Raw genomic sequence first — 21,572 nt, 5'->3', positions numbered from 1 at the left:
GATATTGCCATTGGTTTCCGACAGGTGGCGAGTGGTTTTCTCGGTCGGTACTGCTGACAGGATACGCAACACTGACCACTTCTCGTGGCTCGCGTGTGGCCGCTGTCACGACACAGGCTGACGAGCACACGCGAAACGGTCTCGCCGTATTAGTCGCGGAAAAACGCCGAGAGAGAGATTTGAACCACGTCGAGACGTCCTCACTTCGTTGCGCGCGTCTCGTCTACTTCAAATCTCTCCGGGTTTTACAGCGACTGGACTGCTCGCGTTGCTCACGGCTTCGCCGTTCGCACTTCCGTGGCACGTAGCGCCACGCACCGCTCACAGTCGTTGTCGCTGTAAAAACGCCGAGAGGGAGATTTGAACTCCCGTGTCCGTGAGGACAGCAGATTTCGAATCTGCCGCCTTGGCCGGGCTAGGCTATCTCGGCTCATCGACTACTACCCGGGTAACGATTTTATCCGTTTCGGTTCGTCGCCCCGTGTGAGAACGATCACCGTCCGGGACGGGGGACGACCACGTCGGCCTCTCGAGTCGGTCACCCGGTGTTTTTCATCCCGGCCGCGATCCCCTTGACGGTCAGTCGGAGCGTCCGCTCCTCGACGTCGGTCCGGTGGGTCCGTCCGAGCAGGTACACCTGCAGCAGATTCAGCGGGTCGACGTACGGGTTGCGTCGCTCGAGGTGTTCGGCGAACCAGTCGCGGGTGTGGAGGCTGTCCCGCTGGCTGATCGTCGTCACCAGCTCGACCCCACGCTCGTACTCCGTCGACAGCCGGGGGAAGAACCGCTCGCGGAGGTCGTCGTCGGCGAGGGCGGCGTACTCGGCGGCGATCTCGAGTTCGGTACGGGCAAGCGAGAGCGCGGCGTTGTCCAGCGTGGTCCGGAAGAACGGCCACTCGTCGTACATCTCCTGTAAGGTCTCCATCGATCCACCATCCGCAAGGAAGGCGTCGAGTCCCGTCGCGAGCGCGTACCAGCCCGGCAGGATACACCGAGACTGGGTCCAGGAGAACACCCACGGGATCGCCCGTAGGTCCTCGACGGTTCGCTCGCCCGTCCGCGAGGCGGGCCGAGAGCCGAGATCGAGATCTTCGATGACCCTGATCGGGGTCGCCTCTTCGAAGTATCGGACGAATCCATCGCTCTCGAGTAGATCCCGATACTCGGTACGAGCGGCGTCGGCCATCAGTTCCATGGCCTCGAGCCACGCCTCGGGGACGTCTTCGTGGGGCTGGGAAAGTGCCTGCATGCGGGCACGCAGCTGGGCGTTGAGCATCTGTTCGATGTTGCGCTCGGCGATGCGGAGGTTGCCGTACTTCTCGGCGATGGCCTCGCCCTGTTCGGTGAACTTGATCTGTCCCGTCACCGTGCTGTTTGGCAGGGCGAGCATCGCCTCGTTCATCGGCCCGCCACCTCGAGAGATCGAGCCACCGCGGCCGTGAAACAGCCGGACGGTCACGTCGTGGTCGTCACAGATCGCCGCGAGCCGGCGCTGGTTTTTGTACAGCGACCAGTTCGCCGCCAGGAAGCCGTTCTCCTTGTTCGAGTCGGAGTAGCCGAGCATGATCTCCTGGGTGCGTCCGCGCGCCTCCAGAGCCTGCTCGTAGGCCTCGTTCTCGAACAGCGTGCCCATGATCCGGCGGGCGCCGGAGAGAGCGTACTCGGTCTCGAGCAGGGGGACGATGTCGAGTCCGCTGTGTTCGGGTAGGGAGACGACGTCGGCCTGGTCGGCGAGAAAGAGCGCTTCGAGGACGTGACTCGGCTCTTCGGTCATCGAGATACAGTAGGTGTCGATGGCGTCGACGCCGTACTCGGCTTGCCAGTCGGCGAGTCTGGAGAACAGTTCGAGGACGCGTGCGGTCTCCTCCGAGAGGTCGTCGGTGTCTTCGAGGTCGATCACCCGCTCGTCTTGCAAGATCGCATCGGTCAGGAGGTCGACGCGCTCGTCCTCGCCGAGTGAGCGGTACTCGATACCCTCGCGCTCGAGCGCCTCCGCGATGGCGGTGGTGTGTTTCTGCTGGTGATCGCGCAGGTCGAGACTCGCAAGCGAGAAGCCGAACGTCTCGACCTGTCGCCGAAGCGGATCGACGTGGGCCTCGGCGACCGTCTCTGCGCCGTTGTCCCGCAGGCTGTCGGCGATGATCTCGAGATCCGCGAGCAACGCTTCGGCATCGTCGTAGCCGCCGGGTCTGACGTCGCCGACGCGTTCGAGTCGAGAACGCATGAGTTTGAGTTTCTGACGGTAGGGCTCTCCGGGGTAGCGCTCGCTCGCAGTTCGGGCGCTACCGGGTAAGTCCTCGCAGTCGTTCTCGAGGGAGGCTTTGAACTGGGGGCCGACGTCGATTCGGTCTCCGTCCTGGCTCAACACTCCCGAGAGTCGTTTGAGTTCCTCGCGGTAGCGCTCGAGGACGACGCCGCGTTGTCGCTCGAGAGTGTTCGCAGTCACGTCGGGCGTGACGTAGGGGTTGCCGTCGCGGTCGCTGCCGGCCCACGAGCGAAACTCGAACAGCTTCGGGATCGCGGGGGGAGTGGTTATCTCGTCGTCCAACGCGTCTGCCAGTTCGTCGTACACTTCGCCGACGACGTCGAACAGCGTGTTCTCTAGGTACCACTGGACGTTACGGGCCTCGTCTTCGGGTTCTGGCTGGCGCTTGCGGACCTGTGGAGTCTGCCAGAGACTCGTCACCTCGGCATCGACGTCGCGCCAGACCTGCCCGGACTCCTTCTCTGTCAACAGCCGCTCGTCGAGCGTCTCGAGGTGGGTCGCGATCTCCCAGAGTTTCGCTTTGACCGTCTTGCGTCTGGCCTCCGTCGGGTGGGCCGTAAACGTCGGCTCGATCAGGACGTCATCGAGGACCTCCCGTACAGTCTCCGGATCAGCATCGGCCAGTTCCACAGCTGCCGCTTCGAGGCTATCCTCGAGTTCGTCTGCCTGTGAGTCTTCCCTGATCGATCGGACCCGTTCGCGCTCTTCGGCGAGGTTAATCAGCTCGAAGTACGTCGTAAACGCCCGCGCGACGATGCGCTGTCGACTCGGCGACAGCCCTTCGAGTTCGGCGACGAGTGGCTCGCGGGAGTCGATCTCACCCGACCGGTAGTCGATGGCGGTCGTCCGGCAGGATTCGACCGTCTCGAACGCCCGTCTCGAGGTCTGCGCCTCGAGAATCTCGCCGAGTAACGCACCGAGCTCGCGGACGTCCTGTCTGACGTCTCTGTTGTGGAGTGTCATGGCACGGCCGTACGTGTGTAACCCCAAAAACACCTGCGGTAGGGGAATCCAGTGGGGGTAATACTGCCGGACGTACGTCGTGAACGATTCTCGCCGCCCGGGGTGGCGAGAACCGTCACACAGTTACGTCCGATAGTATAACACGAAGATCGAACCGGTATATAATACGTACTCACGGCTTCAGTTCGCGAAGTCGTGCTCGGAAAGCTATCGTCGGCCGTTCCGTTAGAGAGAGGGGATGATCGAACGCAGCCGGCAGTTCGAGACTGTGCTAGCGCTTACGGTGTGCGTACTGGTCGTCTTCGGGATGGTCGCTCCGTTCGGGACGACATCAGTCGCGGCCGACGAACCCGACGGCGGGTGGGAGACCAACGACGACCTCGAGGAGGGGATGGACGCGTTGCTCGCGGAGACCATGGACGACCACGACGTCGCTGGCGCGAGCGTCGCGGTGGTAGCGGACGACGAGATCGTCCACGCCGAGGGCTACGGCTACGCCGACTACGAGGGAGGCGAGCCCGTCGACCCGAACGAGACCGCCTTCGCGGTCGGCTCGGTCGCGAAGCTGATGGTCTGGACGGCGGTGATGCAGGGCGTCGAGGACGGGACGCTCGAGCTCGACGAGCCCGTCGGCACCTACCTCGAGGACCACGAGTTCGAGGGCGACGAGGAGGTGACCCTCGAGCATCTCGGCACTCACACGGCGGGCTACGAGGAGCGTCTCGAGGGGCTGTTCGTCGACGAGCACGAGGCGATCGACGACTGGGAGGACACCCTCGAGGCCGAGATGCCGGCCCGGATCGACGAACCGGGCGAGACGATCGTCTACTCGAACCACGGCACCGGACTCGCCGGCCTGGTCGTCCAGGAGGCCCTCGACGAGCCGTTCGAGACCTACGTCGAGGACGAAATCTTCGAGCCGCTCGCGATGGAACAGGCGACGTTCGAACAGCCCGTCCCCGACGATCGGACGCTCTCGAAGGGTCACGTGCCGACCGACGACGGCTTCGAGACGGACGACCCGGCGATCGTCGGCGTTCCACCGGCAGGGTCGATGACCGCGAGCGCGACCGACATGGGCAACGTCGCGATCGCGAAGCTCCAGGACGGGACGTTCGAGGATGCCGGCGAGGAGACACAGATGCTCGAGGCGGCGTCGGTCGAGGCGATGTTCGAACAGCGCGCGACGAACCACCCCGGGGTCGACGGCGTCGGCTACGGCTACATGCTCTCTGAGTACCGCGGCGAGCGACTCGTCTGGCACACCGGCGGCACCGAGTACTTCAACACGGCCTTCGTCCTGTTTCCCGACCACGACGCCGCCCTCTTCGTGAGCTTCAACACGCCGGCACCCGGGCTCGGCGACGTCGTCGACGGCTTCATGACGGACGGGCTGGGCGTCGACGCCGAACCCGACCGCGAGGCGGATCCGGCGACCACAGAGCGGGCGGGCGAGTACGAAGGCGAGTACCGGCTGACGAACGTCCGGACGAGCCACGAGAAACTCGTCACGCTCGGGAGTACCGTGACCGTCTCGGTGACCGACGACGGCGTGCTCGAGGTGACCGATCTAACCGGGCAGACGGACCGCTGGGTCGAGGTCGAACCGGGCGTCTTCGAACCGAAGTCGGACGACGATGCAGCGTTCGCCGGGACGAGCATGGCCATCGAGGACGATCGCCTCTACACCAACGCGCCCGGCGCACCCTACGAGCGGCTCTCGTGGTACGAGACGGCCACTGTCCAGGCCGCGGTCGCCGCGGTCGCCCTCGCAGCGTTGCTGTCGACGGTGGTCGTCTGGCCGGCGACTGCCTACCGCCGCCGCGGCTGGGGGCGGATGCGCGAGCATCTCACCCGGCCTCGGACCGCGGTGCTCGGCTGTGTGGCGCTTCTCGTCGCGTTTCTCGTCGGCCTGCTCGCCAACGCGACAGCCGATCCGCTCCAGTTCGCGTACGGCTACTCGCCGTGGCTGTGGCTCACGCTCGCCGTGCTCCCCGTGTTCGCGGTGGCGGCGGCCGTCGCCGTCGCCGCGGTCGCCCTCGAGTGGAAACGCGTCCTCGAGACCCGGGACCTCGATGGGGCCTCGACGAACAGATACGGGCTAGCATACCTGACGGTCCTCGCGTTCGCACTCCTCGCGCTGGTGTGGCAGCTACAGTACTGGAACCTGGTGACGGCGGCGTTCTGACGGGAGCAGCCAGTTCGAAGAACTCAGTTGTATCCGCGCCAGCGCTTTCCACACTCGGTGCACTTGAAAAACCGCGTCGGCGGCTCGTCGGCCGAGGCCGTCTGCTTGAGCGTGTACCACGCTTCCTCGTTGCCACACGCCTCACAGCGGACGTCCGTCGCCTTCGGTTTGCCCTCGAAGTTGGCGTTCTCGTCGGATTCGATCACGTCGTCGTCCGTCTGGGATTCGGTGGTGACGAACGCGGCTTCCGCGTCGGGGTCGCGCTCGCTCGAGGCGGCACAGTCTTCGTTCGTACAGACCATGCAGTCGCCCTGGGCTTTCATCATCGAGCCACAGTCGTCACAGAACTGCATGCCCGCCCGTAAGTGGTCGGTCCCCAAAAACGTCCGGCTCGATTGCGGTCGTCATACTGTCGGTCATGGACCTGTGAACTGGTGTCCGGGTGATCCGGCCGTTGAACGTGTGTCTGGCCGTGCTGTCACCAGCCGTGTTCACGTCGGTATGACCGACAGTATCACCACACCTGTGCGCCGTCGTTTGCCGGCCGTGCGAGAACGACGTCGCCCTCGAGGTCACACGCCGCGAGCGCGTCCAGAGCGGCTGTCCGGGCCTCATCGGCGTGAGCCCGGTCGGTGACGGCGTAGACCGTCGGCCCCCACGAGGACTGGCCGACGCCCGAGAGGACGGGACGTTCCTCGAGCTTCGCGACGAGATCGCCCGCCGGCGGGCGGAACACCCCGCCCTGGGTGTCGGCGTACCAGACGCCGTTTTTCCGGCCAACCTCCCCGACGGCGTCGCCGAAAGCCTCGAGTCGTCCCTCGGCGGCGGCGGGCAACAGCTTTCGGGTGAGCACGCCCGCGATCTCGTCGGCGACGGCGGGGTCGGCGCGTTCGATCACCGTCCGGATGCTCGCGTCCTCGTCGTCGCCGTTGCGTCCCGGCTCGGCCGCCGGCACGACGACGAGAAAGCGCCACTCCGTCGGCAGCGCGTGGCGGGCGACGACCGGCGGCACCGTCCAGTCGCCGTCTGCAGGACGGTCGGTCGTGAACCGTCCCGTCGGGTGGCCGGCGTCGACGACGAACCCGCCCGCCTCGAAGGTCGCGACGCCGACGCCGCTTCGTCCCCCACGGCCGAGCGCTGGCGCACGGTCTCGTACGCGCGCATCGAGATCGTACGTACGCGCCGTCGCCGCAAGCGCCGTCAGCGCGAGCTGGGTGCCGCTGCCGAGGCCGACGTGACGCGGGAGCGCCTGCTCGAGAGCAAGTTCGACGCCCGGCACCTCGAGCAGGTCGACCGCCCGCTCGGCGTACTCGGTAAGCAGCGGATCGTTGGCGACGACGTCCTCGGCAGGGTCGGCCGCGACCGTCACCCGCGGCTCCTCGAGGGCGACGCCGATGCCGCCGTACAGTCGCTCGCGGGCCAGCGAGAGGTTCTGGAAGCCGAAGTGAAGTCGTGCGCTCGCGCTGACGGTGACCATACTCGGTATGGGAACGGGACGGAAAAGGGGATTTCGACTCCGACAGCCGACTTCTGGTCGGACGCGTTCAGCCGTCGACCGCAACGCTTGAACCCGTCGGGTGAGTTGTTCGACTCGAGTGACCGATCGAATGAGCGACGACGAGCACTTCGACTACGAGAAAGACGACTTGCCGAGCCGCGAGGTGACCCAGGGGGCAGAACGGGCACCTCACCGGGCGATGTTTCGGGCGATGGGCTTCGACGACGACGATCTCTCCTCGCCGATGATCGGCGTGGCGAACCCGGCCGCGGACATCACACCGTGTAACGTCCACTTAGACGACGTGGCGGCGTCGGCGATCGAGGGCGTCGACGAGGCCGGCGGGATGCCGATCGAGTTCGGGACGATCACCATCTCCGACGCGATCTCGATGGGCACCGAGGGGATGAAGGCGTCGCTGATCTCCCGCGAGGTGATCACCGACTCCGTCGAACTCGTCGCCTTCGGCGAGCGCATGGACGGGCTCGTCACCATCGGCGGCTGTGACAAGAACATGCCCGGGATGATGATGGCCGCGATCCGGACCGACCTGCCCTCGGTGTTCCTCTACGGCGGCTCGATCATGCCCGGCGAGCACGAGGGTCGCGAAGTGACGATCCAGAACGTCTTCGAGGGCGTCGGAGCCGTCGCCGACGGCGAGATGGCTCCCGAGGAACTCGACGAGATGGAACGCCACGCCTGCCCCGGTGCAGGCTCCTGTGGTGGCATGTTCACCGCGAACACCATGTCCTCGATCTCCGAGGCACTCGGCTTCGCGCCGCTTGGCTCTGCCTCCCCACCTGCCGAGGACGAGAGCCGCTACGACGTCGCCTACGAGACCGGCGAACTCGCCGTCGAGGCCGTCAGGGACGGGCGTCGTCCCTCCGATTTCCTCACTCGCGAGTCCTTCGAGAACGCCATCGCCCTGCAGGTCGCCGTCGGCGGCTCGACCAACGCCGTCCTCCACCTGCTGGCGATGGCCGCCGAGGCCGGTATCGACCTCGACGTCGAGGACTTCAACGAGATCAGCCGCCGGACGCCGAAGATCGCCGACCTCCAGCCCGGCGGCGAGCGGGTGATGAACGACCTCCACGAGGCCGGCGGCGTCCCCGTCGTCCTCCGGGAACTGCTCGAGGCCGACCTGCTCTACGGCGACGCGCTCACGGTGACCGGCGAGACGATGGCCGAGGCACTCGAGCGCGTCGACCCGGTTCGGATCGAGGAACTCGACGCCGACTTCCTCCACACCGTGGACGACCCGATCCACGAGCGCGGTGCCATCCGCATCCTGACGGGCAACCTCGCCCCCGGCGGCGCGGTCATCAAGATCACCGGCGAGGACCACCTCCACCACGAGGGCCCGGTCCGGGTCTTCGAGGAGGAATCGGAGGCGATGCGCTACGTCCAGGAAGGACACGTCGAGGAAGGCGACGTCCTCTGTATCCGCAACGAGGGGCCCCAGGGCGGTCCCGGCATGCGCGAGATGCTCGGGGTCACGAGCGCCGTCGCCGGCCAGGGCCACGCCGAGGACGTCGCGCTCTTTACCGACGGGCGCTTCTCCGGCGCGACCCGTGGCTTCTCCATCGGCCACGTCGCCCCCGAGGCCTACGTCGGCGGTCCCATCGCCGCCTTAGAGGACGGCGATACGATCACGATCGACATCGACGACCTCGAGCTGTCGGTCGATCTCACCGACGAGGAGATCGAGGACCGACTCGAGGGCTACGATCCCGAACCCGCCTACGAGAGCGGCGTGCTGGCGAAGTACGGTCGAGCGTTCGACTCCGCGGCCAACGGGGCGGTGACGAACCCCGCCGTGAAACGGGACTGACATATTCTCACGGCTAAAGCCGGTGGGCTTTCGCCTCGCTACCGCTGTAACGAGGAGACCGATCGAGCCGGTGTCGTATCGGCAAACGCCAGCCGTATCGGACCGCGTTCACCCAGACTGTAACAACTCGGTTGCGATTAGCTGGCGAACGACGACGACCAGTCCGTTACCGATCCCACGACCCGATACCGCCCGTTCCCCGATCCCGTTTCCGTCGTCGGCGAGCGAGCTGACCAGGATCCGATCCCGATCGACCATGAGTATCCGCCCGATCGCGACGCTCGCGTTCGGATCGTCCGGAGACGGCGCGAGCCACTCGAGTTCCGAGACGAACACCTCCGTGTCGGGAGCGGCCGCCTGCAGTCGGTCACACAGGTCGTCGGTCGGCGCGGCGGCGATCACTGTCAGCTCGTCGAGCGAGCCAAGCGTCTCGAGCAGGTCCGCCGAGAGCACCCGCTCGGAGCCGATCGCGAGCACGACCTCCCGGTCGGCCGCCTCGAGTAACTGCTCCGTCCGCGTCGAGATCGCCGTTTCCCCCGAGAGCGACCACACCTCCTGGACGCCGTCGGCGTCGTCGTCAGCGTTGACGGCGTCGACCTGCTGGAGCGCGTCGCGTAGCTCTTCCAGCCGCGATTCGTACTCCTGACGGAGCGTTTCGATCGCCTCGGCGGCGGCGACCGACCGAAACTGCTGGGGGTTCGAGTGCTGTACTTCGACGAGCCCTTTCGTCTCGAGGGCGCGAACCGCGTCGTAAACCCGTGTCCGAGGGACGTCGGAGACGTCGCTTATCTCCTTTGCCGTCCCGGTTGGAAGCTGTGAGAGAGCGACGAAACTCCGTGCTTCGTATTCTTTCAACCCGAGCTGTTGTAACAGTTCGATTGCCGTATCTCGTGCAGAGTATGCCGTCATGGGTCCCAACCTACCGATTCCGTCTACAGCATGGAGGCGTTCGAACCCTGCTTTCAAAACCGTTTTCGTTACGGTGTTTCTGTCGAACCGTCGCTTTTCCCGACACATGTGTCTTCACTCACATAATGACAAAATGCTAAATGGAATGCGCGCATTACTCGTACACGCACGTGGTACACTACGGGTCCCAACCTCGCATACCACGTGCTGACTGCCCTCACGGCAGTCTTCACGTCGGTTCGGTAGACACCAGAGTGTGGCGACGGTCGTGGGTAGTAACTCGGTTCATCACAACAGCCTTATAGTGTTCGAGGATATCTATCATCCTGATGAATCGGTTCGTCAAGCGTAAACGGGACGTGGCTGTATACGCGACGTGATCGACGATGGACGACGACAGCTCCCGAACGGGGGGTACGTCGGACGGACACGTCATTTCTGACTGGTCCGGGTTCGACACGCCGAGCGTTGCGATCGTCATGACTGTCGCTGCTGTCCGTAACCGAGATCCGGTCCGGATGCAGCCGCTCAACGACGTCATCGACGTGGACGCGCTCGATACGCTGTTGATGACCGCCACGTCCACAGTGTCGCTTTCCTTTACGTACGAAAACGTAGACGTCGTCGTCTCGAGCGACGGGACGGTCGACGTCGTTCAGCCGTCGGAATAAATCCGAGGCAAGCGGAGTGAACGTGAACGCGATCCACGCCCCGCCCTGTTCGATCCTCAGTTCCGACACTCATTGTCGGTGCACTCGTCTCACGAAAAGGGGGACTCTCTCGCTGTTGACCGGTAGCCGTTTCCGAATCGGTACCCGCGATTCGGCGGTTCGTTCTCGAGACGTCCGCCGCCGCCGTCGATCCGAGAAAGGCTATTGATGAGGGCGAACCCTCTGGCGGGGTCGCTAGTGATAGATCGAGACCGGCTCGTGTGATACGGACCGTCGTCGTCCCCCCGCCACCTCGACGTTTGGAAGCGACTCCGATATAGTTGCTGGCCGTCGCGGTTCGTCACAGCTCGACACCGCCAACTCCGACATCGAAACCACGCGTGGTTACGCCTGGAAGTCAAGGCCGTCCGAAGTGTACGGAGCCGTCGATGGACGAGCTGATCGACGATCCTGAACGTGAGGGTGTCGACGTCGCCGGCCCGAGAGACGCACAGTCGATCGTCTTCCTGCACGGAACGGCGTTCAGCCGGGCACAGTGGGCGCCACAGCGGGACGCGTTGGCCGAGGAGTTCCACGTCGTTGCGCCCGACCTCCCCGGTCACGGAACGCGCGCTGGCGAACCGTTTCACCTCGGCTCGGCGATCGACCTTCTCGAGACCGTCGTCCGCACGGGAGCGGGCGGCCACGCGGTACTCGTTGGCCTCTCGCTCGGCGGCTACGTCGCGACGGCGTATACGGGACGGTTCCCCGACCGGGTCGACGGACTGATGTTGGTCGGAAGCAGCGCTAACCCGGTGGAGTCGACGGCGATCCTGACGCGGCTGCTAAGCATGGCGACGCGGGTCGTCACCAGAAGCTCCCTCTTCGAGCGTTCCGTCGAACGGCTCGGGAAGCGGTGGGTTCGCAATCGCAACCTTCGACCGGAACACGAAGCCGAGATCCTCGAGGCGGGACTCTATCCGCGCCAGCTCGGAATGGCGGGTCCGAACCTCGCGGGCTATGACTTCCGGGCCGACCTCGAGACCTACTCCGGTCCCGTGATGATCGTCAACGGGGAAAGCGACAGACTCATGCGAAAGGAAGCGCCGGCTCACGCCGAAGCGGGCGGCACCGACAGCCAGGCTCGAGTCGTCACGGTCGACGGCAGCGGCCACGTCTGTCCGCTTCACAGACCGTCGGCGGTTTCGGATCTCGTGGCGACGTTCGCGACGCGGATCGAGACCGAACGGACCCTGTGATGCTTCATAACAGCCGGGAATTTACCCCCGAGTGCGAAACGGGATCGGCCGACCTTTATACTGAGTCGAGATACACCGCTAGGACGATGGATCCAGTTCGATCGGACGGACGACGAAAACGAACTGACGTCGATCGTGCCAGTCGTCGACCGGGGGGATGGGAATGACGTTGACGTTCGACGACCGGGTTATCGTCCCCGTCGCCGATCCGGAAGACGCCGAACGAACGACGACCGCGCTTGCCCCACGGCTCGACCGGACGAGCACCGTGATCATCGTTCACGTCATCGAAAACGACGACGGACAGGCCACGACGCCTCGCGAAGAGTACGCAAACGAGATTCTCGACCGCGCCTGCGCCCCCCTCGAGGGAAGCGACGCGACCGTCGAGACGGAGACGCTGTACGGCGACGACGTCGTCGCGACGATCTTCGACGCAGCCGAAACGCGGGACGCGAGCGCGATTGCGTTCACTCCGCGTGAGGGCGGCCGGATCACCGAATGGCTCACCGGCAACATGGCGCGTCGACTGATCCGAGAGGGGTCGGTCCCGGTGATTGCGCTTCCGAAAGTGTCGCTACCGAGATCGGACGACGAGGACTAGAGGTAGCCGTTCTCGAGCAACAACTCGCCGTTTAACACGCTTGCGCCGGCAGCGCCGCGGATCGTGTTGTGGGCAAGACAGTTGTACTGGAGGCCGAACGTGGACTCGCGGATGCCGCCAGCGGCGATGGCCATGCCGTTGCCGACGTGACGGTCGAGACGTGGTTGTGGGCGATCGGGAGCATCGAAGACCTCGATGAGTTGGTCCGGCGAGGATCGGAGGGAAAGCGAGGGATACGCCCGCATCGCCTCGGCCGCCTCTTCGGGCGAGATGTCCTCGGTCGTCTCGACGAAGATGTTCTCGAGGTGGCCGTCGATCGTCGGCACGCGGTTACAGGACGCGCCAACCTCGACGTCGTCGAGTTCGAGGGAGGCCCCGTCGAAGCTGCCGAGCAGCTTGCGGGACTCGGTCTCGAGTTTCTCCTCTTCGCCACCGATGTAGGGAATGACGTTGTCGATGATCTCCATCGAGGAGACGCCGTCGTAGCCGGCACCCGAGACCGCCTGGATGGTCGCGACGTGGACCGTCTCGAGGCCGTACTCTGCGAGCGCAGCCAGCGTGGGGACGAACGTGATCGTCGAGCAATTCGGGTTCTTCACGAGCGCGCCGTCCCAGCCACGCTCGTCGCGCTGGACCTCGAGTAAGTCGAGGTGATCGCCGTTGACCTCGGGGATGACGAGCGGGACGTCGTCGGCCATCCGTGCGTTCGAGGAGTTCGAGGAGACGACGTAGCCCTGCTCACAGAAGTCGGGTTCGACCGCAGCACCCACGCTCGAGGGAAGCGACGAGAAGATGAGATCGACGTCGTCGCTCACCTCGTCGGGGTCGGTCGCCGAGACGGTCATCCCGGCGACGTCCTCGGGAATGGGGCTGTCGACGCGCCACTTCGCGACGTCACGGTACTGCTTTCCCGCACTCGAGTCGCTCGCGGTGAGCGCAGCGATCTCGAAGTCGGGGTGTGGGTCCAGAAGTTCGATCAATCGCTGTCCAACGGCGCCCGTAGCGCCGAGTACGCCTACTCGTACTGCCATTGACGGTCATGGGTGGCGTGCCCTCAAAACCGTTTGGATCCCGTTCGCACGCTTTCGTCTCGAGAGACGGCGGCGTCACCACTCGAGACGACTCCTGACGGGATGAGAAAACCAGCTCAGGCCGGAACTTGCGCGCTTTTCTTTCGGGTGACGTAGCCCGCGATCCGGTTGCGGACGCCCTTCGACTCGACGTTCGTCAGCTTCTCGACGCTCTCTTTGTTCTGTTCGAAGTCGGTCGTAAACGCGTCCGGGTATCGCTCGAGGAGGATGTTCCCGGTCTTTTTGACGTAGGCGGGTTTGATTGCCATACAGGCAGGTTCCGTCCAGAGGCTCTTAATCCCTTTCTCTTCAGCCTGAAGCGGTGGAACCCAATAGGTACCGACGCTGCTCACCACGACGAATACTCACGAACGCGCTCGAGCGCCTCTCGTTCCCGCTCGCTGCCGGCTCGCTCGACGACCGACTCGTAGTCTGCCAGTCGCTCGCGAAGCGCGTCCTCGTCGTAGCCGGAAACCTCGAGTCTGGAGGCGGCGACGGTCGCCTCGATCACGGCCCCGAATCCACGGTCGATCGTCGGCACCCGACGCTCACGGACGGTCGACTCGAGCGGGCACAGCTCCCACTCCTCCCAGTCGGTTCCCTCGTCCTCGCCGGCGTCGACCTGCTCGAGTGCGACGCGGGTCCAGGCACAGGCCGCCTCGAGGACGGGGTCGTCGCGTTCGGTGATCGAGAGCGCGGCCTCGACGAAGATGAGGGGATCGGCGACGAACTGGACGTAGCCCTCGCCGTGGCGGTGGAAGTTCCGTCGCGTACGGGTGTTTCCCCACGTGCGCGCGGTGACGAGGTCGTCTTCGCCCGCGAACAGTCCCAGTGCAGCGACGTTCCAGCGGTCGTTCGGTCCGAGCGTCGTGACGACCGATTCGGTGACGCCGGAGAGAGAGACGGGCCACTCGGCCGGGTTGTCGTCGCTCATATCTCGAGGGTGTCGTGCTCCAGCGCGATGAACAGCCCGGCAGCGGTGAGGTCTGCCGTCGTCCCCGGATTGATCCCGCGGGAGACGAGCTCGTCGGCGAAGTCCTCGACGGCCTCGGGGTCACGATCGAGGGCGTCTCGGTCGTAGAGGTCGGCTGCGCGGTCTGTCACTTCCCGGGCGACGCCCTCGTCGTGGCGTTTCGCGACGAACGTGTCGGGGCGTTCGGCGAGCAGGGAGAGGAAGGTCACGGCGGCCCGGTCGGTCGCCGGTCCGTCCGCGTCGGTGATCCGCTCGGCTGCGATGAACGACCGTTCGAACCCGGTGACCCACTCGCGGGCGACGTCGTCGACCGGCGCGCTCCGGTCCATCACGTCGAGAAGCGTCAGGCCGCGCTCTTCGAGGTCGGGGATCGCGTCGCTGCCCCGGCGGACGTCGAGTGCCTCGAGTCCCTCGGGTGGCTCTCCCACGCCGACGTCGACGTGCTCGAAGGCGCGATAGAAGTCGGCGGCGTCGGCGACGGTCGTCCCCTCGAGGATCGACTCGAGCACCGGCGGCGAGAGGTCTTCGCCGGCGGCACGGGTAAGCGGGACGAGCAACAGCAACGCCCCGAACTGGGTGTTGCCGCCGCGTTGTGCGCTCATGCCGGCGACGGCGCGCTCGAAGGCCGCACCGAGCGCTGCGCCGTGTTCGGCCATCCGGAGGCCGTCCCTCGCGCCGACGGCTCCCGCGAGGAAGTGTTCGTATCGCAACTCCGACAGGTTACGACGGCGATCGACGTTGCCCGGTTTCGGCGTGCCCGAGACCTCGAGCAAGAGTGCGAGTTCGGCGTTCTGGGCAGGCGGTCGCATACGCCTTCCTGTGTTCGCCGACGACTTATCGGGTTCGTCGCGTCGTACGGACCGCTGTCCGTCAGTGCCGGCGAGACCACGGTCCATCTTGGTTTCGCCGAGAAACCGGTACAGCAGGCCGTATCAGCTCTCGACGGCCGTGGCAACGTCTCGGATCGTCGCGTACTCGTCGTCACTGTAGGTGATGAACCGGACGTCCGCGAGCGTCTCCGGCTCGTAGTCGGCGATCGTCTCGGCGATGATCCGGGCACCCTCCGCGAGGTCGAAGCCGGCGACGCCACAGCCGAGTGCGGGGATCACGAGCGACTCACAGCCCAGCTCGTCGGCTCTCTCGAGGGCGTTCCGGGTCGCATCGCGGATGCTCTCTTCGGTCGCCTTCCCGTCCCCGTAGTGAGCCATCGCAGCGGCGTGGATGACGTACTCGGCCGCGAGGTCGTAGGCGTCGGTGACGGTGACGTCGCCGAGGTCGACTGGCCCCTTGCTCATCGCCTCCTCGTTGATCCCCTCGCCGGCCCCGCGACGGAGTGCGCCGGCGACGCCGGAACCCATCCGGAGGCTCGTCCCGGCGGCGTTGACGAGGGCGTCTGCTTCCTGTGCGGCGATGTCGCCCTGAACGACGTCGAACTCCATACGCGGTCGTATCGGCCGGCCGGACAATGAAGATTGGCGTGGCCGCGATCACTCGGTCCGGACCCAGTCCCCCTTTTCGGGGCCGCCCTCGAGGTCGACCGTCGCGACGCCGTAGAATCGTTCCCGACCGACTGGCGTTCGAAGACGGAGGACGCACGTGTCGTCGCTCGCCTCGAAGACGGTGAGCGAGCGGTTCGTCCGTCGGGACTCGAGTTCGAAACGCTGCCTCGCATCGCTCTCGACGGTGAGGCGACGGCCCAGCGACCAGCTTAACGACTGAACACGGGCGACGTCGACGTCGAATAGTTCGCTGACGAGCTCTTTTCCGCCACGTACGCCTGACGCCCCGTGTGACCACCCCTCGTGGGAACCCATACTGGGGCCACGGCCCCGCTCGTGAAAAAAGGACCTATTCGATCACGAGCCGACGGACTAGGTCGACCAAAATCCTTATAATTTTAGGCCCGCCTAACACGTGGTGATGGACGCACCCGTCGAGCAACGAACCGAAACCGACACGGAACGCGACGCGCCGTCGTCGATCGTCACCAGCCACGAACCCCGACCCGGCAAGGTCGTCTTCGTCGAACGAAACAACGCAGACGGCTGGATCGCGACAGACGTCGCCGTCGACCTCGAGCGCTGACGGCGGTCTCCGAGATCCCGACGTTCGCAGAGCGATCACCAGGGCTCGTCTTTCAGTCCTAGCTTGTAAGCGATCACGTTCGTCCCGACGTGTAACACTGGCGTGAGCACGACGACGGCGAGGATCACGCCCCAGGTGAAGACCTCGAGGAACCACTCCGTCGCCACGAGCGCGGTCAGCGGCAGCGAGACGACGACGAAATCGAGCTGGTCGAGGCCGGGGAACATCGCGCCGCGTTCTCTGCCCGTCCGGCGCTTGAGAAACGAGGCGAGAATGTCACCGAGCATGGCTCCCGCTGCAAGCCCCAGGGCCGCAGCGGGCGTAAACGCCGGCACGTCGATGCCGATCGCCGCGCTCACGTCGTCTGCAAGCAGCGTCAGCACCGCCGCGAGTGCCGCGCCTGCGAGAATGCCCGCAGCCGTTCCACGCCAGGTCTTGCCGTCGCCGAGGAGTCGACTGTCACCCAGAGTCCGGCCGCCGTCGATCGGTCGGCCGCCGCCGGCAAGCACTGCGGCGTTGTTCGGCACGTAGGCGGGCAACATCGCCCAGAACGCGACGACGATCGTCTCGAGTACTGCCATGTCCGGCCGAACGCAGTCGCCCGCCTTAACGGCCGGTGGTTCGTCCGGCGATTCGTCCCGACACACCATTCCGTGTGAACCACCAACACCCTTATGACTCGACGAGGTACGGAGTCGTATGATCCCGCCCATCGCGAACCGGTTCGTCGCCGGCGAACACCCCGCCGTGGCGCTCGAGCACGCCCGCCGACTGAACGACCGCGGCGTCAACGCCATCCTCAACCTGCTCGGGGAACACTACGAGGACCGCGAGTCCGCCGCAGACGACGCCGACGAGTACCGCCGACTGATCGACGACATTGCGGCCGCCGAGCTGTCGGCGTGTGTCTCGGTCAAACCAACTCAGCTCGGGCTGGACGTCGGCGAGGACGTCTTCCGGGAGCTGCTCGCGGCGGTCGTTTCCCACGGCCGCAAGCGGGACGTCTTCGTCTGGCTCGACATGGAAGATCACACGACGACCGACGCGACGCTCGAGGCCTACGAGGAGCTCGCACGGGAACACGGGGGCGGGATCGGCGTCTGCGTGCAGGCGAACCTGAGACGGACTCGCGACGACGTCGAACGACTGGCCGACGTCCCCGGGAAGGTGCGGTTCACGAAGGGTGCCTACGACGAGCCGGCGTCGGTCGCGTACACGGACAAGACAGTCGTCGACCGTGAGCTCCTGTCGTTGCTCGAGTACGCCTTCGCCGAGTACGACGGCGCGGTTGCGGTCGGGAGTCACGATCCGGCGGTGATCGAACGCGCGATTGCACTCCATGAAACCTACGGGACGGACTTCGAGATCCAGATGCTGATGGGTGTTCGTGAAGACACACAGTACGAACTGGCATCGGAGTACGAGGTCTGGCAGTACGTCCCTCACGGCGACCGGTGGAAGTCGTACTTCTATCGACGCATGACAGAACGCACGGAGAACATCACGTTCGCGGCCCGAGCCGTTTTGGGGCGATGAAAGGAAGGGCTCATAATCCCGTGGTGTGAGTTACCGGACATGACCTCCTGGAAGCGGGACTTCGCGAGCGGGCTCATTGTTCTCGGCCCGATACTCGTTACCCTCTACATCATCTACTGGCTCTACGGACTCGTTGCGGGACTGACCCCGGGACTGATCCTCGACGCCGACGTTCTCCGGCCGCTGATCCCGGGCGGTAGCGATCAGGCCGTCCAGACGCGCGAACAGATCGCACAGCTCCTTCGCGTTCTCGTCGCGCTCTCGGTCTTTGCCATTCTCACGCTCTCGGTCGGCTATCTCATGCGAACGACGGTCGGCAGCCTCGTCGAACGCGTCGTCGACGACGTCGCCAACCGCGTTCCCGGACTTCGAGTCGTCTACAACGCCTCGAAGATGGCCGCCGAGACCGCCTTCGGCGAACAGGAGTCGCTGCAAGAACCCGTCAAACTCGAGACCTGGAACGGGCTTCGGATGACCGCGTTCAAAACCGGAAAGACGACCGACGACGGACGTGAAGTGCTGTTCCTGCCGACGTCGCCGAACATCACCACCGGATTCGTCATCGAGGTCGAGTCCGACCGGATAACCGAGATCGACGAAGACGTTGAAGAGGCGCTGACACGAGTCTTGAGCGCCGGGTTCGGCGACTCGGAGCGCAACAGCGGCATCGGAGGCGGCGTCCCCATCGACGTCGTCGACGAACGCGCAGCCGAACGGAACGACGACTGAACGGAGATTATCGTCCCGCGCTCTCGCCGTCGGCGTCCGCCAGCCCCGCGACGGACGGCGGATTCGTATCTCGAACGAGGTAGACGTCGTAGGCGTCCTCGGCCGTGACGTTGACCGCGACGCTTGCAAGCGGCGTCACGACGCGACCGACGTTGTCACTTCCGAGAAACAGGACCGTCGCATCGTGCTCGAGGGCGAGTCGTTCGATACGGTCTGCGATCCCTTCGGCGGGCGGAAACTCCCGGATTCGTTCGTACTCGAACGACGCTTCGGGGGCGACGGTTTCGGCCCGCTCTCTGAGGGCTTCGACGGCCGCGGCGACGTCGTAGGGTTCGTCCTCGTCGATCCAGCCTTTCTCTCGTGCGTAGCGTTTTCGTTCGGGAACGACGGTGACGGCGACGACGTCTTCCTCGAGTGCGTCGCCGTACGCCGTCGCTTTACGAAGTGCTGCTTCGGCGAGATCGGAGCCGTCGAATGGAACGACGAACGTCATGGTCGTGGGTTCGGGCGATCGGGTCTTAACTCCGGGGGCGGATCGGACTCAGACGTACGTGAACCACTCGTCGTAGGAATCGGTCCGACGTTCGACGACTTCGAAGAACGTCGACTGGATCTCTTCGGTAACTGGTCCACGGGAGCCGTCGCCGATGACGACGTTGTCGACCTTGCGGATCGGCGTGACCTCGGCGGCCGAGCCAGTGAAAAAGAGCTCGTCGGCGGTGTTGAGTTCACCACGCGAGATCGAGACGTTGTCGTGAACCGTGTAGCCGAGATCTTCTGCCAGCGTGATCACGGTGTCGCGAGTGATACCGTCGAGGATCGACTCCGAGAGCCCCGGCGTGTAGAGTTCGCCGTCGCGCACGAGAAAGAGGTTCTCGCCGGGGCCTTCGGCGACGTTGCCCTCCTTGTTCAACACGATGGCCTCGGCGTACCCGTTCCGGCGGGCTTCCTCGCCTGCGAGCATACTGTTGACGTACAGCCCCGTCGTCTTCGCGTTCGTCGGGATCTGGCTCGAGGCGTGTTTCCGCCACGAGGAGATCATCACGTCGATACCGTTCTCTAGGGCCTCCTCGCCGAGGTAAGCACCCCACGGCCAGACGGCGATGGCGGTCCGGGTGGGACAGTCCGTCGGGCTCACGCCGAGGCTGTTGTAGCCGTAGAAGGCGATCGGACGGACGTAACAGGAGGGCAGTTCCTGACGGCGGATGAGCTCGATCGTCGCGTCGGTGAGTTCGTCGGGCTCGTAGCCGATGTCCATCTCGTACGGTTTGGCGGACTGGTAGAGCCGCTGCAGGTGTTCGTCCCAGCGAAAGAGCGCCGGTCCCTCCTCGGTGTCGTAACACCGCGCCCCCTCGAAGACCCCCGTCCCGTAGTGCAACCCATGTGTGAGCACGTGGATCTGCGCATCGTCCCAGTCGACGAACTCCCCGTCCATCCAGATCGTATCGACGTCCATCTCGTCGAAGCTCATAGGCGGGGTGACGGAAGCCTGCGTAATGAACGTTCGCGATTTCCGTGGGAACGCCCGCCCAGGCTCGGTCGTTCGCCAACGCGGCGGCTGGGCTATCCCAGCTGTTCGAGAACGGCTCGGCCCTCGAGGTAGGGGACGTCGTGGCGCCCGGCGTATGTTCGGGCGGCAGCGGGCGGGAGTGCCTCGCCGGTCTCGTCGTCGAGCATCTCACAGACGACGACGGCGGGCGGGAGGTCGGCGGCGGCTGCAAGTGCGAGCCCCAGTTCGGTGTGACCCTCCCGCTGGGCGAGCAGCTCGGGTGCACCTTTCAGCACGTGGACGTGACCGGGGACGCGAAACTCCTCGGCGAAGGTCGTCTCCTCGGGGGCGCAAGCGGCCGCGGCCAGCTCCTGAATCGTCAGCGAGCGATCGTTGTCGGTGATCCCCGTGTAGGTGTCACGGTGGTTGACGGTCAGCGAGAACGACGACCGTTCGTCGTAGCCGAGATCGTGGTCCCCGACCGCAGGATGGTCGACCGCCTCGGCGAGGAAGGGGAGATCGAACGCCTCGGCGACGTCGTGTCCGAGTGCCACACAGACGAGTCCACCCGCGTCGTTTCGCAGCCGGGAAACGGCATCGGGCGTGACCGCGCTCGCGTGATAGATCAGGTCCGTCTCCCCCTCGCGGTCGGCCGCGTCGTGGACGAGGATCGGCTCGCCGGCCGCGAGCGACTCGAGTGCGTGCTCGAACGATGCCGTGCCGGACGATCGGCCGTGCATGTCAGTGGTCTCCGACATAGATGGTGAGGTGATCGCCGTCGGTGAGATCGAGTTCGTCGCGCAGTTTCTCGGGTGCGATGATCTCGAGTTGGTCCTCGTCGTGGTGGGTGCGTTCGGGGGCGATCGTGTGTGCACCCTCGTAACGCTCGCCGTCTGCGGTCTCGACCGTCGCCGGATAACAGACTGCCGGGCCGTACGTTCGTTCCTCGTCCTCCCAGCCGTCGATCGGGATCGGATCGAGCGACTCGAGGGCGCTCCGGCGTCGGACGCTCTCGGTCGTGAGATCGACGTTGAGCGTTCCCGGGAACGGCTCGTAGCCGAGTCGGTCTTCGAACTGTCGTTTGTATCCCGACAGCGAAATGTAGTGGCGTCCCTCGCCCATGCCGCTGGTGACGGTTCCCTCGAGTTCGACCTCGGCGTCGGTCTCGAAGATGCGCCGGTAGTCCTCGTACTCGGCCCGCAGTGCCCGTTCGCCCGCCTCGGTGATCGAAACCCACTGACCGTCGCTTACGGTGTCGCGTTCGAGGAAGTCGGCGTTCTCGAGTCGTCGGAGCCGCCGCGAGGCGGTCTGGTTCGACGCGTCGAGCCGGTCGGCGAGTCCGGAACAGGAAATCTTGAGTGAGCCGGTGAGTCCCCCCTCGAGTGCGAGTAGCTTGAGGACGGCGAGCTCGTCGTGGCCGACGGCCGGCGTCGTTGCAGCTGACATATACGTCGGTTTGGCCTACCGCGCTAAAAGCGTATCGAATGTGGCATGTATAACAAAATCGTTACGATACGGCCGG

23 protein-coding genes and 1 tRNA gene are annotated in these 21,572 nt (G+C 65.2%); 8 read left to right on the top strand and 16 right to left on the bottom strand.

From position 1 onward, the window contains the following. Nucleotides 1-345: 345 nt before the first annotated feature. Both QQ977_RS02775 and ppc read right to left on the bottom strand, forming a co-directional pair. Nucleotides 346-430 (bottom strand) — tRNA-Ser (locus QQ977_RS02775). 108 nt (nt 431-538) lie between these two features. Further along, nucleotides 539-3,229 carry a phosphoenolpyruvate carboxylase gene (ppc, locus tag QQ977_RS02770; protein ID WP_285927398.1) on the bottom strand — a complete coding sequence of 897 codons (2,691 nt, stop codon included), beginning with the start codon at nt 3,227-3,229 and terminating at the stop codon, nt 539-541. Nucleotides 3,230-3,467: 238 nt separating this feature from the next. On the opposite strand from ppc, the gene QQ977_RS02765 reads away from it, so the two are divergent. Then, entirely contained in the window at nt 3,468-5,417 is a 1,950-nt protein-coding gene (locus tag QQ977_RS02765; protein WP_285927397.1) for a serine hydrolase domain-containing protein, read from the top strand. Between the two features lie 23 nt (nt 5,418-5,440). Here QQ977_RS02765 and QQ977_RS02760 read toward each other — a convergent pair whose 3' ends face one another. After that, on the bottom strand, nt 5,441-5,770 hold the full coding sequence (locus QQ977_RS02760; RefSeq protein WP_285927396.1) for an RPA12/RPB9/RPC11 RNA polymerase family protein: 330 nt from the start codon (nt 5,768-5,770) through the stop codon (nt 5,441-5,443). Nucleotides 5,771-5,931: 161 nt separating this feature from the next. Then, nucleotides 5,932-6,894, bottom strand: coding sequence for a beta-ribofuranosylaminobenzene 5'-phosphate synthase family protein (locus tag QQ977_RS02755; RefSeq protein WP_285927395.1), 963 nt, complete (start codon nt 6,892-6,894; stop codon nt 5,932-5,934). 130 nt (nt 6,895-7,024) lie between these two features. Here QQ977_RS02755 and ilvD point away from each other — a divergent pair, with 130 nt between their 5' ends. After that, nucleotides 7,025-8,746: a dihydroxy-acid dehydratase gene (gene ilvD / locus QQ977_RS02750; RefSeq protein ID WP_285927394.1), complete on the top strand. Its 1,722-nt coding sequence runs from the start codon at nt 7,025-7,027 to the stop codon at nt 8,744-8,746. Nucleotides 8,747-8,854: 108 nt separating this feature from the next. Here ilvD and QQ977_RS02745 read toward each other — a convergent pair whose 3' ends face one another. After that, on the bottom strand, nt 8,855-9,655 hold the full coding sequence (locus tag QQ977_RS02745) for a TrmB family transcriptional regulator (protein WP_285927393.1): 801 nt from the start codon (nt 9,653-9,655) through the stop codon (nt 8,855-8,857). A 386-nt stretch (nt 9,656-10,041) separates the two neighbouring features. On the opposite strand from QQ977_RS02745, the gene QQ977_RS02740 reads away from it, so the two are divergent. The 3 genes from QQ977_RS02740 (at nt 10,042) to QQ977_RS02730 (ending at nt 12,168) form a co-directional block, all read left to right on the top strand. Then, entirely contained in the window at nt 10,042-10,326 is a 285-nt protein-coding gene (locus QQ977_RS02740; RefSeq protein ID WP_285927392.1) for a HalOD1 output domain-containing protein, read from the top strand. 428 nt (nt 10,327-10,754) lie between these two features. Then, complete coding sequence (locus QQ977_RS02735) at nt 10,755-11,564, top strand: alpha/beta fold hydrolase (RefSeq protein ID WP_285927391.1); 810 nt, start codon at nt 10,755-10,757, stop codon at nt 11,562-11,564. 163 nt (nt 11,565-11,727) lie between these two features. After that, on the top strand, nt 11,728-12,168 hold the full coding sequence (locus QQ977_RS02730; RefSeq protein WP_285927390.1) for a universal stress protein: 441 nt from the start codon (nt 11,728-11,730) through the stop codon (nt 12,166-12,168). Here QQ977_RS02730 and asd read toward each other — a convergent pair. The 6 genes from asd to QQ977_RS02700 all read right to left on the bottom strand — a co-directional run bounded on the left by asd (nt 12,165) and on the right by QQ977_RS02700 (nt 16,025). Next, nucleotides 12,165-13,199: an aspartate-semialdehyde dehydrogenase gene (gene asd, locus QQ977_RS02725; protein ID WP_285927389.1), complete on the bottom strand. Its 1,035-nt coding sequence runs from the start codon at nt 13,197-13,199 to the stop codon at nt 12,165-12,167. The two genes, QQ977_RS02730 and asd, sit on opposite strands and share 4 nt — an antisense overlap. Before the next feature lie 116 nt (nt 13,200-13,315). Then, on the bottom strand, nt 13,316-13,507 hold the full coding sequence (locus QQ977_RS02720; protein WP_285927388.1) for a 30S ribosomal protein S17e: 192 nt from the start codon (nt 13,505-13,507) through the stop codon (nt 13,316-13,318). 80 nt (nt 13,508-13,587) lie between these two features. Beyond that, nucleotides 13,588-14,172 (bottom strand): DUF447 domain-containing protein, encoded by a 585-nt coding sequence (locus QQ977_RS02715; protein WP_285927387.1) that lies wholly within the window; start codon nt 14,170-14,172, stop codon nt 13,588-13,590. After that, on the bottom strand, nt 14,169-15,020 hold the full coding sequence (locus QQ977_RS02710) for a triphosphoribosyl-dephospho-CoA synthase (RefSeq protein WP_285927386.1): 852 nt from the start codon (nt 15,018-15,020) through the stop codon (nt 14,169-14,171). Before QQ977_RS02710 ends, QQ977_RS02715 begins: the two co-directional genes overlap by 4 nt. Before the next feature lie 123 nt (nt 15,021-15,143). After that, nucleotides 15,144-15,650, bottom strand: coding sequence for a macro domain-containing protein (locus tag QQ977_RS02705; RefSeq protein WP_285927385.1), 507 nt, complete (start codon nt 15,648-15,650; stop codon nt 15,144-15,146). A 48-nt stretch (nt 15,651-15,698) separates the two neighbouring features. Next, the gene (locus tag QQ977_RS02700; RefSeq protein WP_285927384.1) at nt 15,699-16,025 is read right to left on the bottom strand and encodes a hypothetical protein; all 327 of its coding nucleotides are present in this window, start codon (nt 16,023-16,025) and stop codon (nt 15,699-15,701) included. 106 nt (nt 16,026-16,131) lie between these two features. Between QQ977_RS02700 and QQ977_RS02695 the strand changes: the two genes are divergently transcribed. Next, nucleotides 16,132-16,296 carry a hypothetical protein gene (locus QQ977_RS02695; RefSeq protein WP_285927383.1) on the top strand — a complete coding sequence of 55 codons (165 nt, stop codon included), beginning with the start codon at nt 16,132-16,134 and terminating at the stop codon, nt 16,294-16,296. Nucleotides 16,297-16,331: 35 nt separating this feature from the next. Here the strand turns inward: QQ977_RS02695 and QQ977_RS02690 are convergent, their stop codons facing one another. Next, nucleotides 16,332-16,877: a CDP-2,3-bis-(O-geranylgeranyl)-sn-glycerol synthase gene (locus tag QQ977_RS02690; protein ID WP_285927382.1), complete on the bottom strand. Its 546-nt coding sequence runs from the start codon at nt 16,875-16,877 to the stop codon at nt 16,332-16,334. A gap of 118 nt (nt 16,878-16,995) precedes the next feature. Between QQ977_RS02690 and QQ977_RS02685 the strand changes: the two genes are divergently transcribed. Together QQ977_RS02685 and QQ977_RS02680 are read left to right on the top strand one after the other, a co-directional pair. Then, complete coding sequence (locus QQ977_RS02685; RefSeq protein ID WP_285927381.1) at nt 16,996-17,832, top strand: proline dehydrogenase family protein; 837 nt, start codon at nt 16,996-16,998, stop codon at nt 17,830-17,832. Nucleotides 17,833-17,871: 39 nt separating this feature from the next. Next, complete coding sequence (locus QQ977_RS02680) at nt 17,872-18,561, top strand: DUF502 domain-containing protein (RefSeq protein WP_285927380.1); 690 nt, start codon at nt 17,872-17,874, stop codon at nt 18,559-18,561. Nucleotides 18,562-18,568: 7 nt separating this feature from the next. Here the strand turns inward: QQ977_RS02680 and QQ977_RS02675 are convergent, their stop codons facing one another. The 4 genes from QQ977_RS02675 to QQ977_RS02660 form a co-directional block, all read right to left on the bottom strand. Then, nucleotides 18,569-19,054, bottom strand: a complete 486-nt coding sequence (locus tag QQ977_RS02675; protein ID WP_285927379.1) for a universal stress protein — start codon at nt 19,052-19,054, stop codon at nt 18,569-18,571. Between the two features lie 48 nt (nt 19,055-19,102). After that, on the bottom strand, nt 19,103-20,032 hold the full coding sequence (locus QQ977_RS02670; protein ID WP_285927378.1) for a branched-chain amino acid transaminase: 930 nt from the start codon (nt 20,030-20,032) through the stop codon (nt 19,103-19,105). Between the two features lie 92 nt (nt 20,033-20,124). After that, complete coding sequence (gene ribB / locus QQ977_RS02665) at nt 20,125-20,790, bottom strand: 3,4-dihydroxy-2-butanone-4-phosphate synthase (RefSeq protein WP_285927377.1); 666 nt, start codon at nt 20,788-20,790, stop codon at nt 20,125-20,127. A 1-nt stretch (nt 20,791) separates the two neighbouring features. Beyond that, entirely contained in the window at nt 20,792-21,496 is a 705-nt protein-coding gene (locus QQ977_RS02660) for a CTP-dependent riboflavin kinase (protein WP_285927376.1), read from the bottom strand. Nucleotides 21,497-21,572 lie beyond the last annotated feature (76 nt).

The organism is Natrialbaceae archaeon AArc-T1-2, assembly GCF_030273315.1.
Classification (GTDB): Archaea; Halobacteriota; Halobacteria; order Halobacteriales; family Natrialbaceae; genus Tc-Br11-E2g1.
Note: the sequence above shows the minus strand (reverse complement) of the source record. Positions and strands in the feature narration are given on the sequence as shown.